Source organism: Vibrio sp. OPT18 (genome assembly GCF_015163615.1).
In the GTDB taxonomy this organism is placed as follows: Bacteria; Pseudomonadota; Gammaproteobacteria; order Enterobacterales; family Vibrionaceae; genus Vibrio; species Vibrio coralliirubri.
Genome location: NZ_JADDYK010000063.1, coordinates 173,976 through 190,108, shown reverse-complemented (window position 1 = coordinate 190,108; position 16,133 = coordinate 173,976). Strand labels below are relative to the sequence as shown.

The 16,133-nt window shown below is 46.0% G+C and carries 15 protein-coding genes; 5 read left to right on the top strand and 10 right to left on the bottom strand.

Annotation, left to right across the window (positions count from 1 at the left end; all coding sequences use genetic code 11):
• Window positions 1–742, top strand: a 742-nt coding sequence (locus tag IQQ51_RS27330) for a glucose PTS transporter subunit EIIB (RefSeq protein WP_228012969.1), incomplete at its 5' end; no start/stop codon positions are given.
• A 125-nt stretch (window positions 743–867) separates the two neighbouring features.
• Here IQQ51_RS27330 and menE read toward each other — a convergent pair.
• From menE to IQQ51_RS17930, 6 genes are all read right to left on the bottom strand, one after another.
• Window positions 868–2,304 (bottom strand): o-succinylbenzoate--CoA ligase, encoded by a 1,437-nt coding sequence (menE, locus tag IQQ51_RS17955; RefSeq protein WP_193841711.1) that lies wholly within the window; start codon window positions 2,302–2,304, stop codon window positions 868–870.
• 64 nt (window positions 2,305–2,368) lie between these two features.
• On the bottom strand, window positions 2,369–3,376 hold the full coding sequence (menC, locus tag IQQ51_RS17950; protein WP_193841710.1) for an o-succinylbenzoate synthase: 1,008 nt from the start codon (window positions 3,374–3,376) through the stop codon (window positions 2,369–2,371).
• Window positions 3,377–3,451: 75 nt separating this feature from the next.
• The gene (menB, locus tag IQQ51_RS17945; protein WP_017060170.1) at window positions 3,452–4,318 is read right to left on the bottom strand and encodes a 1,4-dihydroxy-2-naphthoyl-CoA synthase; all 867 of its coding nucleotides are present in this window, start codon (window positions 4,316–4,318) and stop codon (window positions 3,452–3,454) included.
• A 102-nt stretch (window positions 4,319–4,420) separates the two neighbouring features.
• Entirely contained in the window at window positions 4,421–5,221 is an 801-nt protein-coding gene (gene menH / locus IQQ51_RS17940) for a 2-succinyl-6-hydroxy-2,4-cyclohexadiene-1-carboxylate synthase (protein WP_193841709.1), read from the bottom strand.
• Between the two features lie 9 nt (window positions 5,222–5,230).
• Complete coding sequence (menD, locus tag IQQ51_RS17935) at window positions 5,231–6,955, bottom strand: 2-succinyl-5-enolpyruvyl-6-hydroxy-3-cyclohexene-1-carboxylic-acid synthase (protein WP_193841708.1); 1,725 nt, start codon at window positions 6,953–6,955, stop codon at window positions 5,231–5,233.
• The gene (locus tag IQQ51_RS17930; protein ID WP_193841707.1) at window positions 6,952–8,259 is read right to left on the bottom strand and encodes an isochorismate synthase; all 1,308 of its coding nucleotides are present in this window, start codon (window positions 8,257–8,259) and stop codon (window positions 6,952–6,954) included. The genes menD and IQQ51_RS17930 overlap by 4 nt, the downstream gene beginning before the upstream one ends.
• Window positions 8,260–8,555: 296 nt before the next feature.
• Between IQQ51_RS17930 and IQQ51_RS17925 the strand changes: the two genes are divergently transcribed.
• From IQQ51_RS17925 to IQQ51_RS17915, 3 genes are all read left to right on the top strand, one after another.
• Window positions 8,556–9,788 (top strand): pyridoxal phosphate-dependent aminotransferase, encoded by a 1,233-nt coding sequence (locus IQQ51_RS17925; RefSeq protein WP_017060166.1) that lies wholly within the window; start codon window positions 8,556–8,558, stop codon window positions 9,786–9,788.
• A 171-nt stretch (window positions 9,789–9,959) separates the two neighbouring features.
• On the top strand, window positions 9,960–10,544 hold the full coding sequence (gene yfbR, locus IQQ51_RS17920) for a 5'-deoxynucleotidase (RefSeq protein ID WP_193841706.1): 585 nt from the start codon (window positions 9,960–9,962) through the stop codon (window positions 10,542–10,544).
• A 55-nt stretch (window positions 10,545–10,599) separates the two neighbouring features.
• The gene (locus IQQ51_RS17915) at window positions 10,600–11,943 is read left to right on the top strand and encodes an anti-phage deoxyguanosine triphosphatase (RefSeq protein ID WP_193841705.1); all 1,344 of its coding nucleotides are present in this window, start codon (window positions 10,600–10,602) and stop codon (window positions 11,941–11,943) included.
• A 26-nt stretch (window positions 11,944–11,969) separates the two neighbouring features.
• Here the strand turns inward: IQQ51_RS17915 and IQQ51_RS17910 are convergent, their stop codons facing one another.
• Window positions 11,970–12,569, bottom strand: a complete 600-nt coding sequence (locus tag IQQ51_RS17910; RefSeq protein ID WP_193841704.1) for a tRNA-uridine aminocarboxypropyltransferase — start codon at window positions 12,567–12,569, stop codon at window positions 11,970–11,972.
• Window positions 12,570–12,578: 9 nt separating this feature from the next.
• On the opposite strand from IQQ51_RS17910, the gene rrtA reads away from it, so the two are divergent.
• The gene (gene rrtA / locus IQQ51_RS17905; RefSeq protein ID WP_193841703.1) at window positions 12,579–13,127 is read left to right on the top strand and encodes a rhombosortase; all 549 of its coding nucleotides are present in this window, start codon (window positions 12,579–12,581) and stop codon (window positions 13,125–13,127) included.
• Here rrtA and IQQ51_RS17900 read toward each other — a convergent pair.
• The 3 genes from IQQ51_RS17900 to IQQ51_RS17890 form a co-directional block, all read right to left on the bottom strand.
• Window positions 13,118–13,417: a ComEA family DNA-binding protein gene (locus IQQ51_RS17900; RefSeq protein WP_193841702.1), complete on the bottom strand. Its 300-nt coding sequence runs from the start codon at window positions 13,415–13,417 to the stop codon at window positions 13,118–13,120. The two genes, rrtA and IQQ51_RS17900, sit on opposite strands and share 10 nt — an antisense overlap.
• 225 nt (window positions 13,418–13,642) lie before the next feature.
• On the bottom strand, window positions 13,643–15,508 hold the full coding sequence (ppiD, locus tag IQQ51_RS17895; protein ID WP_193841701.1) for a peptidylprolyl isomerase: 1,866 nt from the start codon (window positions 15,506–15,508) through the stop codon (window positions 13,643–13,645).
• 219 nt (window positions 15,509–15,727) lie between these two features.
• A complete protein-coding gene (locus tag IQQ51_RS17890; RefSeq protein WP_012604504.1) occupies window positions 15,728–16,021 on the bottom strand; it encodes an HU family DNA-binding protein in 294 nt (97 codons plus the stop codon).
• Window positions 16,022–16,133 lie beyond the last annotated feature (112 nt).

The window sequence follows — 16,133 nt, the reverse complement described above, 5'->3', positions numbered from 1 at the left end:
TAACGGCACGGGTATTCCGGGTAAAACAGGCATGTACCAAGCGGGCTTCTTCCCTATCATGATGTTTGGCCTACCAGCAGCAGCATTGGCGATGTACCACTGTTCTGATGCGAAAAACAAAAACCAAGTATTCGCAATCATGCTTGCGGCAGCTATGGCTTCATTCTTCACGGGTATCACAGAGCCACTAGAATTCAGCTTCATGTTCCTAGCACCTGTGTTGTTCCTACTGCACGCAGTATTAACAGGCCTATCGCTTTACATTGCAGCAAGCATGGAATGGATGGCAGGCTTCGGTTTCTCTGCTGGTTTCGTTGACCTAGTACTATCAAGCCAAAACCCACTAGCGGTTAACTGGTACATGCTACTGGTTCAAGGTGTGGTGTTCTTCGCGCTTTACTACGGTATTTTCCGCTTCGCTATCATCAAGTTCAACCTACGCACTCCAGGTCGTGGTGAAGAGATGGAAGCAGAGAAAGAAACTGAAACGCCAGAAGCATTGGCTAACCTAACCAATAGCTACATTGAAGCGGTTGGCGGTGCAGACAACATTCTAGAAGTCGATAACTGTATTACTCGTCTACGCTTAACTGTGAAAGACTCAGGTGCAGCAGACAGCGATAAACTGAAGAAACTCGGTGCGGCAGGTGTGGTACCGGTTGGTAAAGGTGGCCTACAAGTTATCATTGGCCTAGGTAAGGTAGATAAAGTCGCTGAGCAAATGAAGAAGGCACTCGCTTAACGCCAAATCTTGAATGACACGATAAGATACTAAGAATTTGTGACGGCTTCACCACCGTCACAACCCCCTGAAGCGCAATTACGACTAGTCACCGTGTATTGCGCTTCATTTTATTACTCTTCGCTCTATTTAGAACGAGTCTGCTGTAACCACTGCGCCAATCCAGCGCGCGAAACCTTAATACCCTGTTGTTCCTGCTGAGGCATTCGATAATACTCAACAGGAAATTTGAACCGTTCAAGACGCCCCGTCAATTGCTCGATAAACCACTCTTTGGTTGGCAGCTCAGCACAATCGACAATCGCTGCAGGTCGGAATCCGAACTCATCATCTTCAATGGGAACAATAAAGGCCTGATTAACCTCAGACAATTGATTGAGTACTCGCTCAATTTCTTCGCAATGAATGTTCTCACCACCAGAAATAAACTGATTGTCGGCGCGACCAATAATCGACACTTGTTCGCCAACCCACTCACCAAGATCTTTGCTATCAAACCAGCCGTTGTTATCAACTAATGGCGTTAATTTACCTTGATAGTAATACCCGGACGCGAGCGTCTCGCCACCAATAAAGATACGTTTTTCTTCAATTTTTAGCTGGCGATGGTTAAGGACAAAACCGGCGGTGCTGCTGGCATCAACGGGCTTCGCGGTCACGGTTGAAGCCGCTTCGGTCATGCCGTATCCAAGCCATGTTTCGATACCCATTTGTTGAGCTTCGAGCCCAAGTGCTTCTGGTATATGACTACCACCCAAAAGTACATGCGTTAAAGTAAGTGCTTGCTTACTCTTTAACAATCGATGTAGCTGAGTAGCGACTAATGAAGCGTGACTGCATTCTTCTATATCGGTTTCAAGCTTACCTGTGCCTATTTTGATGCAGCCACCAGCCGCCAACCAACGATGAACTATCGCCAGCCCCGACACATGGTACATAGGTAAACTCAGTAACCAAGTGTCACCTTGTTGATAACGAAACACCTCAAGCAGCCCTGACGCAGAACACAAGTGCTGCTCAAGTGTATGAACGACCGCTTTTGGGTTTCCGGTAGAGCCTGAAGTGAATACGATGCTCGCTAGGTTTTGCGGATTGAAGTTGGTCTCTTGAGATGTCGTTATCCGACTGTCATCAACATCGAGCTTCACTTCATTTAAACAAGGCAAGGTCACCAACTGAGTATTCAAATCAGCAGTCTCTGAATGCTCTATCCCACTACTGTCTAAAAGCCAAAGGTAGCTTTGTTGATCTGCTTGATATAAGGAATCGAGCTTTTGCTTCAGGCGTAAACTAGGCTGAGGCATCGTAAACGCACAAACCACACCCAAATTGAGTGCGGCAAGGTAAGCCGGGAGCACTTCAGCTTGATTCTTACCAACAATCGTCAGTACATCACCTTCAGATAGGCCTTGATGAGATAGCTGTTGTTGGTACTCACTAACCAACACAAACACTTGCTGCCAAGTATAAGTGCGGTGAGTGGTCACTAACGCTGGTTGAAGTGGGTTTTGCTGCGCCCACTGTACCCAGAGCGGGTGATGATTAGATTGTGGGCGCATCATATGATAACCAAAAATAGATTAATAACTTACTGAGCTAACTAAATTGCCATTCAAATAGCTCGGTCTAAGAAGACCAAATCAATTGTTGCTGTTCGAGCGTAGAGACAGGCAACTGACTCCCCGGCCAGGAAACCTCTAGCTGCTGCTTGAACAAGCCAATCGTGTCCAGCCCCGGCACTTCGTTTGGCAAATATTGCTGGGCCAAACGAGCAATCTGAGTCAGACCTAGACTCGACTCAATGCTTGAGCTCAATACCGGTTTCATTCCAAGCTTCTGTGCACGCTCAATGATTGCCACACAACGCTCTACAGAACCAATAAGAGTTGGCTTGATCACGACAGCTTTAACGCCAGTAAGGTCGCTAAGATCAAACTCTGGGCTTCGCACCGCCTCTTGCAGTGTCTCATCCCAAGCAATCGCCACACCGTGGTCAATGGCAAAGGCCAAACTGTCTTCTGGCTTTTGGCAAGGCTCTTCAATAAAGCTAATTCGCTGACGCAGTGACGGCGAAATGTATTTAATGAATTGCTTCGCTTTCTCTGGCTTCCACGCGCGGTTGGCATCAAGTCTTAGGGTCAAATCAGGGATCGACTCAAGGAATAAGCTAACCAGCATGCCATCACGAATCGCTTCGTAGAGACCGACTTTCACTTTTGCGACCTTCTCGCCTTTCATCTCATTCAATACAGGGATCAGTTCATCTGGATCGCCTGTACACAAAGGCGCCGCTTGGTAGTGACCTTGAGCGTGAAGATCGCCTCGCAATTCCATCATCGCCATTGAAAAGCCAAACGCGACAGAAGGATACAGCTCGTCGAAAGGCGTTTGAGGCTTATTGTGGCTCCAAAGCTCTAATTCGTGTTGAAGCTGAATACCAGTTTGTTCGGCATCTTCTTGGCTAAAACCGGGTAAAGGCGCAACTTCGCCAAAACCAGTTTTACCATCACACTCAAGTTGGATGATATAGCCAACGCGTTCGTTCAACTTATTGTCACGAAGAACCACGCCACTATCCATAGGCAATTGATAACGGTAGAGTTTAGCGTAGCGCTGAGAATTCACTGAGTTCATAAAGTTTCCTAAAAAACGGGGAACATCAAAACAAAACGAGCCGCTATTAGCGACTCATGTTGAAGAGGAGAAAGACTATGGATTACGCGGGAACTTGTCGAAGTCTGGTCGACGTTTCTCGTTAAATGCGTTGCGGCCTTCTTGGCCTTCCTCTGTCATGTAGAACATCATGGTTGCGTTACCCGCCAACTCTTGTAGTCCGGCTTGACCATCACAGTCCGCGTTCAGAGCCGCTTTCAAGCAACGCAGTGCCATTGGGCTGTGTTGAAGCACTTCACGACACCAACGAACGGTCTCTTTTTCTAGGTCAGCAACAGGAACAACGGTATTTACAAGGCCCATGTCCAGTGCTTCTTGTGCATCGTAGAAGCGGCACAAGAACCAGATTTCACGCGCTTTCTTTTGACCAACAATACGAGCCATGTAAGAAGCACCCCAACCGCCATCGAACGAACCCACTTTAGGACCCGTCTGACCGAACTGCGCGTTTTCAGCGGCAATAGTAAGGTCTGCCATCATGTGAAGTACATGACCGCCGCCTACTGCCCAACCCGATACCGCTGCGATAACTGGTTTTGGACAAGTACGAATTTGACGTTGGAAATCAAGTACGTTCAGGTGGTGTGTACCTGAATCGTCTTGGTAGCCGCCGTAATCACCACGAATACTTTGGTCACCACCAGAACAGAACGCCTTCTCACCAAGACCCGTCAAAATGATCACGCCTACTTTCTCGTCGTAACGAGCGTCAGCCAATGCGTTGATCATCTCTTTTACGGTTTGTGGGCGGAACGCATTGTGGACTTGAGGACGCGCAATCGTGATTTTGGCAATACCATCGTCAGATTTGTGGTACTGAATATCTTCGTATTGACTGCTTTCATCGCTCCAGTTAACTGCTGCGTAAAGTTCTTCTTCTGTGATGCCTACTGTTTTAGCCATGGTGATTCCCATTGTTCTATTAGAGACCACGACTAACGAGTAGTCGTGACGGTGTTGCTCTGCTTTTGATAGTGCTTGATACGAGAGAATCGCTCAGTCAGATTAACGACGACTGGCGATACATTGGATTATCAGGTTGGAAAACAGCTCAGGTTGCTCAAAATGAACATTATGACCCGCGTAATCCACCTGACTATATTCAAAGCCACTATTCTCAGCTAGCTCCATGAATTTACGATCTTTTTCTCCACATACATAATGCAATAAATGCTCATGAGATTTCAATGTGGCACGTAAATCCGGTTGCTTAGCTAACGAAGTAGATAACAACATATTTGCTACGGATACTCCAAGGTTACCACTACGCTTTATGACCAAAGTTTGTCTTTGCTCATGATTTAGTGAAGAAAAGACGCTTTGTTGATACCAATCGTCTAAAACATCTTCAATCGACTGCTGTGCAAAGCGAACAGCCCATTGCGTATCGTGTACTAACCTTTGTGCTCTTTCTTCATCACATTCCAAGCCAAAGTTGCCACCTTCAATGATGACTTTCTCTAGGTTGAGCGTCTCAAAGCAAGGGCTTGTCACCCCATACATAGCGAGCCTTCCACCCATAGAATACCCAATCACTACAATAGGGTGATCGGCAGGAAGATCGTTGAGAGCCAATTGAGATGTGATGCACTGGACAATTTTCTTGCAGCAATGATCAAACCCTACCGGATCGATAAAGCGACTTTGTCCGTGTCCGGGTAAATCTATGCAAAGGAGAGGAAAACCCTCGAGGAATGGATGACATGCACTCCAATCATCCCCGCTTCCGAGTAAACCATGTAAAAAAACAAGCAAAGGTTTGTCAGAAGAATCTTGTACAGCTGGGTAATAATCGGAGTAAAGCATGTAAAGTCCTTAGGCTAATGCCTCGGTGAGCATTGAACTGAATTGTTTCAGCAAAGTAGACGCTTGTTCGGGAGGCGTCTTAACTTCCACGAGCAAGGTACCCTGACCCTGTTCGAAATGTTGTTCGATAATGGTTTGATAGCAATTCAAGGTTTCTGGCGCAGCGTACCCCAACTGGAATTGCGCAGCTGCGTGTTCAAAACTGAAACCATGAGGCATTTGATAAAGTGACTGTTTCTGCTGTTCTGGTACCGGCAATAAATCAAAGATCGCACCACCATCATTATTGGTCACAACAATAACCATCGGCGTGAAATTATGAGTCAGCAGAGCCAGTGAGTTGAGGTCGTAAAGCAAAGAAGTATCACCAATCAACATCAATAAGGGATTTTGGTTAGCTTTCACTACACCCGCAGCCGTTGCCACCAAGCCATCAATGCCCGATGCACCACGATTGCTGTAAACCCGATTCGCAGATATTGACGACAGCATATCCACCAGCCTTACCATCAAGCTGTTTCCCACAAACAACTCTCTGTCTTTAAGTCTAGACGACAAGTCAACCGCAACACTCAACTCTGTCAGTTGGTCATTATTGGATATTTGCGCGAATGCAAGTTGCTGAACGGTATTGGCCACCTCGATTAAAGGCGTCGCCCAACCCGAATGTTTGCCTAACAATGTTGGCAGGTGTTGATCTGTTATCCATGACTCAATATTGGCAACAATATGAGTTTGAGGCAGATGGTCTTGATTTATACGGTGCGCATCAGGTGAAACCACGACATATTGCGTGCAATCAAACCAAGCCGCTTGTGACTTAACCCATTGGTTTAATCGCTTAGAAACAATGCGCTCACCAAACTGAAGAATGAAATCACACTGGTTGAGTTGCTCTTTGACTGAGTCACTCTGTAACCACAGATCATAATGCTTCCAATCACTGCTCACGCCCGATTGAGGATCACAGAAAATTGGCCAGCCCAAAGCCGAAGCAAACTGCTGCGCTTTTGTTGCCGCTCCTTTATCAATCGAACCAATAATCACCGCACCTTTACGCGCTAGGTAATCGCCCGGCGCTATCGGCTGTACAGTCAAATGGTTGGGTAAACAGGTATTAGAATACGGGGTTGTTGACCAGCTCCACCCAGCGATACTGTTGGTGTAGTCAGCATACATGTCAGCACTGTTCTTAGAATAGAGCGGCTCTGGGAACGGACAATTGATGTGAATCGCACCGCCCACATTGCGTTGTTTCGCAAGCGCGCTATCAACCGATGTCAGAAGCCAATTCAAAGAAATCTGTGTAGTTGGGCTTGGTAGATTTAAGGCACTTTCAATATGGGAAGAAAAGATACCCTGTTGTTGAATCGCTTGATTAGCGCCGCAATCCACTAAATCGACTGGTCGATCAGAAGTCAGCAAGATCAGCTTCTCTCGTGTCAGCCCAGATTCAGCCGTCGCAGGAAGCAAATTCGCCACAGCAGTTCCTGATGTCACAATCACCGCAACTGGCTTATCACTTGCTTTTGCTAAACCTAAAGCTAAGAATCCAAGACCACGCTCATCAAAGTGCGTGTGTAAGGTTAACTTGGAGTTGGCTTCAGCTTCGAGAGTTAACGGCGTTGAGCGAGAGCCCGGCGCAACACAAACATGTTCAACGCCATTGCGCGCAAGCTCTTCAAGTAACGTGTGACACCAAACTCTGTTTAATACGGCTTGGTCGTGATTCATGACGCGACACCCAATGGAGGGTGATCTGAAATTAAGCTAAGCAGAGTAGACATCTTCTTGTTCAGCTCTTGCCACTCATGTTCGGCAACCGATCCCGGCACGATCCCCGCGCCAGCAAACAGTTGTACTTGATCGTTTACAATCAAGGCGCTTCGAATCGCCACGCAGAATTCCGCTCGCTGATGACTGATATAGCCTACAGACCCTGCATACCAGCCTCGAGCAAACGGCTCGTGTTCTAGAATGAAATCCATCGCCTCTTTACGAGGTAAACCCGCCACCGCAGCAGTTGGCTGTAAGGCAGCAAGCAACTGCACACCATTAACGCCATTGTTGAGCTGAGCATGGATATTGCGCTTCAAATGCTGCACCTTGCGCAAGCGCACTAGACGCGCATCCTTTTCAACATGGACAGTTTGAGAATGAGGAGTGAGACGCTCAATAATGTCGTCGACCACATACTGGTTCTCGTTGAGGTTTTTGCTGTCTTGAGAAAGCCAGTTAGCCAGTTCCATATCCTCAGTAGCGTTCTCTCCGCGACCAATGGTTCCAGCAAGCGCTTCGGTATCGAGCTCAGTACCATGTCGGCTATATAAGCGCTCTGGTGTCGAGCCAATGAAACTGTGTTTAGAATCTAGCACCAACATAAAGTGGAAACTGTGGTGATTTTGCAGATAGCTGGCTTTAAGTAATTGAGCTGCGCAGATAGGCGCATCGAGCTGCAATGTAGTTTTACGCGCTAAAACGACTTTTTTGTACTCTTCGTCGCTAATGCCTTGCAGCACTTTATCGACAAGGTTGCCCCACTGCTCTCTTTCTGGAACGTGATTAATTTGTTCAATATGGGCAGACAAAGGCGCCAATATCGCGGCTTCTACAGAAAGCTTATTCAAAGCATTAATAGAAGAAACACGATCAGGGGACAAATTAACCGCCAACGACCAAGTATTGTCAAAGCGAATCAATTCAACCTGAGGAAGGAAAAAAAACGACTCCATGCAGCGACGGTTCTTTGCGGTGTGCCCGTCAAACGAGCGTCCACCCCAGATTCGTTGATCTTCGCCAAGAATCGCGTACGCAGGTGCAGGATCTGAAAACGTATGTAACTGTCCGAGCGCAACAACCTCTTCACGAGTGTCGCGTGACTGCCAGTAGAACTTAGGAAAGAGCGGTTGAGCATGAAGCCATTCTATACATGCAAACGATGGTTTTTGCGTTAGAACTTCAACACAACGAACTTCGCTTGCTTGGGCATTTTGTACTCGCTCAATCAAAGCGGAGATAGTTTGCTGGAAATGTGACAAATCGACCTCGTTCACATCTAAATTATTATTATATTAGTTTGATACTTTATGGGCAGTACCCACTTAGATCAAGAATGTACTATATCTTTTCAACATTCCTGTGATTTTAAGCGATCCCGCCCCTTTATTCATCTTAGCCAATAACCAAGAAAGCGATTAATTAAAATTTAGAAAAGAGTGACAACAAAAAGGCTAAACGTGACACTGAAATGCGACATTCATCAGATTTTTATTCTATCAAACGCCATTTTGCGGTACTTTAATAAAGTATTTAAATTAATTTCAGGAAATCGGCAATGCAAAATATCGGGATGTCGTCAAAACTCAACAGCGTATGCTACGAAATCAGGGGGCCTGTACTCAAACATGCTAAGCGCATGGAAGAAGAAGGGCATAAAATACTAAAGCTTAATATTGGTAACCCCGCCCCATTTGGTTTTGACGCCCCTGATGAAATCCTTGTTGACGTAATCCGTAACCTACCGACATCTCAAGGTTACTGCGACTCAAAAGGCATCTATTCAGCCCGCAAAGCGGTTGTTCAGCACTACCAGAAAAAAGGCCTACGTAACCTTGATGTAGAAGACGTTTACATTGGTAACGGCGCATCAGAGCTTATCGTTATGTCTATGCAAGCGCTACTGGATAATGGTGATGAAATCTTAGTTCCCGCTCCGGACTACCCACTATGGACAGCGTCTGTTGCGCTTTCTGGTGGTACACCGGTTCACTACATGTGTGATGAAGATGCTGATTGGTATCCAGATTTAGACGACATGCGCGCGAAGATTTCACCAAAGACGCGCGGCATCGTTCTTATCAACCCGAACAACCCAACAGGTGCGGTTTACAGCCGTGATTTCCTACTGCAAGTGGTTGAGATTGCTCGTGAGCACGGTTTGATCATCTTCGCCGATGAAATCTACGACAAAGTACTTTACGACGGTGCGGTACACACTTCAGTGGCAACGCTTGCTGAAGACGTTCTAATGGTCACGTTCAACGGCCTATCTAAAGCTTACCGTGTATGTGGTTTCCGTGGTGGTTGGATGTTCTTAACAGGTCCTAAACACCTAGCCAAAGGCTACGTTGAAGGGCTAGAAATGCTGGCCTCAATGCGTTTGTGCGCCAACGTTCCGATGCAACACGCAATCCAAACTGCACTCGGGGGCTATCAGAGTATCAATGAGCTGATTCTTCCTGGTGGTCGACTGCTTGAACAGCGTGACCGTGCATGGGAACTGATCAACAAGATCCCTGGCGTCTCTTGTGTGAAACCGAAAGGCGCAATGTACCTGTTCCCTAAGATCGACACCAACATGTACAACATCAAAGACGATCAGAAGTTTGTACTCGACTTCCTTAAGCAAGAGAAGGTGTTATTGGTTCAAGGTACTGGCTTCAACTGGCCGAAACCGGATCACTTCCGTATCGTGACTCTGCCGCACATCGAAGATTTAGAAATCGCGATTGGTCGTCTGGAGCGCTTCTTACAGACTTACAGCCAAGACGACCTCATCGAAGGTTAATAAGCACAAAGAAAGATGGCTACAATTTGCTGTTTTAAAAGACTTTAACTTGTATTCATTCACTTCTATGCTTAAAAGGCTCCTGTTTAGGAGCCTTTTTTGTATCCGCTGTCTCGTACTGTTTGAGTTAACATAAGATACGAGTGGAGCATTGTTTAAAAAAGGACATTTATGAAACAGAGCCATTTCTTCGCCCACCTCGCACGTATGAAGCTGATTCAACGTTGGCCTTTGATGCGTTCCGTCTCAAGCGAGAACATTTCAGAACATAGCCTACAGGTTGCTTTCGTGGCACACGCTTTAGCACTGATCAAAAATAAGAAGTTTGATGGTCAGCTTAACCCCGAGCACATTGCTCTGCTTGGCATGTACCATGATACCAGTGAGGTACTGACGGGTGATTTGCCGACGCCAGTTAAATACTACAACCCGGACATTGCACAAGAGTATAAGAAGATAGAAGCCGCAGCAGAACAAAGACTGCTTTCGATGTTGCCAGAAGAGTTCCGAGACGACTTCGCCCCCTTCTTAATATCTGGTACTGCGAGTAAAGAAGAGCAAAGCATCGTCAAGCAAGCAGATACTATCTGTGCTTATTTGAAATGCTTGGAAGAGCTCAGTGCGGGCAACCATGAATACGAGCAAGCCAAGCGCCGATTAGAAGAAACACTCGAACAACGCAAAAGCCCAGAAATGGACTACTTTCTCACCACATTTGCGCCGAGCTTTAAATTATCACTAGACGAGATAAGCTAGCTGGGTATAAGTTGTTTTTAATTAGCTAAATAAAATCAATTTGATAGGTGCTATTTTGAATTCTCTACTCGACCCCCCCTTTGTACTCGAACAGGAATGGCAGCATCGAAATGACGATGAACACAAAATAAGACGTGATGATCACCGCAGCCCGTATCAGCGTGACCGTGCGCGCGTGCTTCACTCTGCTGCCTTCCGTCGCTTACAAGCGAAAACCCAGATCCATGGCACCACGGTCAATGACTTTCACAGAACGCGCCTAACTCACTCTCTTGAGGCCGCTCAGCTTGGCACCGGTATCGTCGCTCAACTAAAGAAAAAGCAGCCCGAATTTCGAGCTCTATTACCCTCAGACAGTTTGATCGATTCACTGTGTTTGGCTCACGACATCGGTCATCCACCCTATGGACATGGCGGTGAAGTCGCACTCAACTACATGATGCGCGACCACGGCGGCTTTGAGGGCAACGCTCAAACGTTTCGCATTGTCACACAGCTAGAACCTTACACTGAGCATCACGGGATGAACCTATCTCGACGCACTTTGTTAGGTCTGATTAAGTACCCTTCTCTGCTGAGTGAGGTTCAAGCTAAATTGCAGTCTGAACCCGTAAAGCATCAACGACAACTCCGAGCCAAAGATTGGATGCCAGCAAAAGGCATCTACGATCATGATGAAGAACTGTTTAACTGGGTACTTGAACCGCTTTCAAGCAGCGATCAACAGCTTCTAAAACAGAAAAGAAAAACACACACCGAGCCACTTGAACATAACAAGACCAAATATAAGTCGCTGGATTGTTCGATTATGGAGTTGGCTGATGACATCGCGTATGGCGTGCATGATTTAGAAGATGCGATTGTGCTTGGCTCTGTGACCAAAGCTCAGTGGGTCGAATCGGCTTACCCTCAACTGAAAGAGATGGCCGACCCATGGATTTGTGAACACCTAGATTCAATTACAGAAATGCTGTTCTCTGGTGAACAGTATCGTCGAAAGGATGCGATTGGTGGGATAGTCAACGCACTGTTGACCAGTATATCGATTAAGCGAGTGGATGCTAACTTTGAGAATGTGCTGCTTGCCTACAATGCCGTACTTGAACCGAGCATGGATGGCACGCTCGATAAGCTGAAACACTTTGTCAGCGAGTTCGTGATTCAAGTACCACAGGTTCAGGTCATCGAATACAAAGGTCAACAGATCATCATGGATATGTTTGAAGCATTCAGCGCTGATCCTGAACGCTTGCTGCCACTGCCCATCAAGAAGCAATGGCTACAGCATCAAGATGAATCAAGAAAGATGCGCGTGATAGCCGATTACATTTCATCGATGACCGATGATCTTGCGCAGAAAATGCATCAGCAACTGTTCTCGGCTCATACCGAGTTTTAATTCCTGACTCGTACCAGTGAATCGGCTTAATCTAAGTAGTTTTTCTCAAACACACCCGGCGGCATTTGATTGATTTGAAACTGAATCATTTGGTCAAATGCCGTTAGCAAAGGACTAAAGTCGCCATCACTCTCTAACAAGCTAAGCAAATGATAGCCAGCTTCAACGGTTGAAAGGCTGTTTTCACTGGGTGCTTTGCGAATTCGGTAATTACCCTTGAGATCTTTCGGCAAGTGAACCGTGTTCAACGTATGCAAGTTACTCGATACTTGCCACATCTTGAATGCTTTCTTCCACGTGCCATCCAATAAAATCACACGCAGCTTCTTATTAGGACATGTCGCAGACTCAACTGAAACAGAATTTTCGCTTGGGTATAAAATCACATGTTGGTACTGTTCATCGGCCAGCAATACGTTGAGTTGTTCATTATCTGAAAAGTCTTCGCCGACAAACGTCACGCTGTTATTTAGAGATAACGAGAGAATACGCGCTGTTCCCATCGGACGATGCTCTTCTGATGGGTGCTGAAGAATGATAAGCTCAACATTCGATTCGAGTGGTGTAACCCACTGACAAATACAAGCTTTCAAAGCCTTGCTGCATTGGGGGCAATAACGAGACATGGATTTAATGTGTACCCTGTTTTAATTTTCACTTCACTTTTATGCGTCTTATTCCAATTTGAGCCAATACAAGCTTGGGTCGTTTGGGATAGCAATGCGATTGCCGATGGGCAATGGTGGCGAATCCTAACAGGAAACTTTTCACATACCAACTACTCGCACCTTCTGATGAATCTAGCAGGCTTGTGGATCATCAGCTACCTGTTTCAACCGAGTAAAAAACAGCTTGTTGTTGCTTTGCTTGTGATTAGTTTAGTGACTGGCGTCGCTCTGTTGTTTTCAAGTATTCAGATCTACGTTGGCCTATCGGGCACTTTGCATGGGTTGTTTGGCTTGTTCGCGCTCAGAGAGGCTTTAAACGGCAGGAAATCTAGTTGGCTGTTAGTGTTCGGATTAGTCGCTAAAATCGCTTGGGAGCAGCTTATTGGTCCTTCTAGTACGACTGGCGAACTGATTAACGCTCGTGTTGCAATTGAAGCCCACCTAGCAGGAGCACTGGCTGGAGGCTTCATGGCTGTCGTTTCATTTCTAATGAATAAAAAAACGGATCAAAGCTGAATTCTTTCGCGATTCTTTTCAACCGTCGCTTCACCTATTCCTTTGACACTCACCAAATCATCAGCAGTCGTAAATGCCCCGTTCTGATCTCTGTAATCGACGATCTCTTTGGCTTTCTTATCACCCACGCCAACCAATAGTGCTGAAAGTTCTTCTGCTGTCGCGGTATTGATGTTGACCGTAATCTCAATGCCATCGTAAAGCTCAGCCTTAGTTGGGCTGTCTGCAAACACGGCAGAGCTTAAGAGCACCAGAAATGAAAGAATTAGTGTTGAATATATCGTGCGCATAAATCGTTCCTTTGTTCAAAAAACGTAACTTATGCATTTGCCGCGCTAGATAACACAATCACCAGATAAAAATAAAGCGGGTCACCTAGGTGACCCGCTTCGTTATACATCTTATTTTCATCAGCTTGTTTGTTGGCTCACAAATCTGAATTGGAGCTTAACAATCATATGTTGATTCTCGGTAGTCAACTCTAACTTGAGCTTGCTACCGAGGGAATCAAACGCTTACTGACCTTGACCCACTACGTAGTATTCAACGTCTGCGTTTTTACGAAGTACGTTTAGTACGTTAGTCAGGTCTTGCTGGTTACCAACTCGCTCCAACTGTGCACCAATTTGAGTGCTGTAAGCTGGGTTGATTTCAGCAGTCACTTTAGAAAGCTCAACAACAACGATGTTACCGTCTTGGTCTTTAGATTGACCGAACACAGCTTGACCTGCTTCTGGTTTCGCTAGAGCGAATACAGATGCCGCTAATGGCGAGTTACGGTCAATCGTTTCAAGTTCAGTGAACTCAAGGTTGTTGTCCGCTAGTACTGCTTCATTGCCTTGCTCAAGTTCATTCACTAGAGAAACACCTAGCTCAACCGCTTGTTGCTCTGCTTGTACAGCAGACAGCGCAGCGACAACTTGATCTTTCACTTCAGCTAGAGGAAGAACTGTCTCATCACGAGTCTCTTCTACACGAACAACAATTACGTGCTCAGGTGCAACTTCGATAACTTCCGAGTTTAGACCGTCTTCTTTTACTTCAGGGCTCAAGATAGCTTGCATAACTGCAGGCGTCATTAGAACTTCAGGAGCGTCAACTTGAGAGATGAAATCTGTCGTTGTGATCTTCGCGTTGATTGCTTCTGCAGAATCATCTAGAGAATCTGGGAATTCAAACGCTACTTTTTCTAGTTCAGTTTGTTGCTCGTAGAACTGATCAACTGCGTGTTGGTCTAGTAGTTCTTGCTTAATCTCTGCCGCTACTTCTGAGTAAGGCTGAGCTTGAGACGCTTTTAGTTCGTCTAGCTTGATGATGTGGTAGCCGAAATCAGATTTAACTAGGCCAGTAGTATCACCAATATTCTCAAGAGCGAAAGCCGCGTCTTCGAATGCTGGGTCCATAACATCGCGTTCAATCCAACCTAAGTCACCACCAACATCTGCACTACCGAAGTCGTCAGATTTCTCTTCCGCTAGCGTAGCAAAATCAACGCCTGCATTTAGTTCGTCTAGGATTGACTGAGCTTTCGCTTCGTCATCGCCTTGAACTAGGATGTGGCTAACTTTACGCTGCTCTTCAGTTGAGTACTTGTCTAGGTGCTCTTGGTAGTATTTCTGTGCTTCTTCATCGCTTACTTCAAGCTGAGACTTAAGCGATTCAGCAGAAAGTTCAATGTAAGATACCTTAGCTTGCTCTGGACGAGTGTAAGCTGCCGGGTTCTCTTGGTAGTACTGTTCGATTTGCTCGTCAGTTAACTCGATGCCTTTTGCAAGGTCAGCAACAGACAGTGTCACTGTGCGAATATCACGAGTTTGTGCGATAAGCTTGCTCTGAGTATCGATTTCGCCCTGAAGAACGAATTCACTGCCTTGAAGTGCAGTCACAAGCTGGTTGCGCATTAGATCACGACGCATGTATTCAGCGAAGCTTTCTGCGCTGAAACCTGCACGACGTAGCGCTGCTTGGTAAACTTCTTGGTCGAATTGACCAGCCGTTTGGAACTGAGGCATTTCTAGAATCATGGTACGGATTTGAGAATCACTGATTCGTAGGCCTAGAGACTCAGCTTGCTGCTCAAGCAGTACATCGTTGATCATGCGATCCAGTACTGATTTACGGAAAGACTCTACGTATGCAGGGTCTGCAAGCATTTGAGCGAAGTAATCGCCAAGTTGAGACTGCATGCGATTACGTTCGTTTTGGTAAGCCTGTTCAAACTCACCACGAGCAATTTCTGTGTTGCCAACTTTAGCTGCTGCGTTGTTACCGCCACCGGTGATGTAGCTGCCTACACCTGCGAATACGAATGACAGGATAATCAACCCAAGGATAATTTTTACCGCGATGCTATTCACGCCTTCGCGTAATCGATCCATCATAATTTAAGTGCTCTCCGGATATGAAGCATTGGCTTCAAAATAAAAATCTATTCACGCGATATTATCAGAAAAAGAAATGCGCATCAGTAGGATGCGCATAATTTAAATAAGTTCAATGTGCTTTGTACACATACTGTTTAAGAATGAAACATCATTTTTCAAACAGTAAACGCATTTTACAGCCTTCCCCTCGCAAAACCGAGGTTTCAGCCGTAGAAATTAGTTACATGCGTCTTTAAGTGCTTTACCCGCTTTGAAGCCAGGTACTTTAGCTTCTGCGATTTGGATCTCTTCACCAGTTTTTGGGTTACGACCTGTACGAGCAGCACGAGTACGAACACTGAAAGTACCAAAGCCAACAAGTGCAACTTGGTCGCCTGATTGTAGCGTTGTGCCAACTGCTTCGATGAATGCGTCTAGAGCGCGGCCAGCTGAAGCTTTAGAGATGTCTGCGTTTTCTGCGATTGATTCTACTAGTTGTGTTTTATTCACTGTTTTTCCCCTATGTGTCATCTGTGACTACTTCTCGATGACTGTACGTTCCATTTTGGTTTTAATTTAGCCGCAAGCCTTATTGCAAAAGGGCTGCCGCTTTGATCAATAACTTAGCGTCCAAAAAAAACGC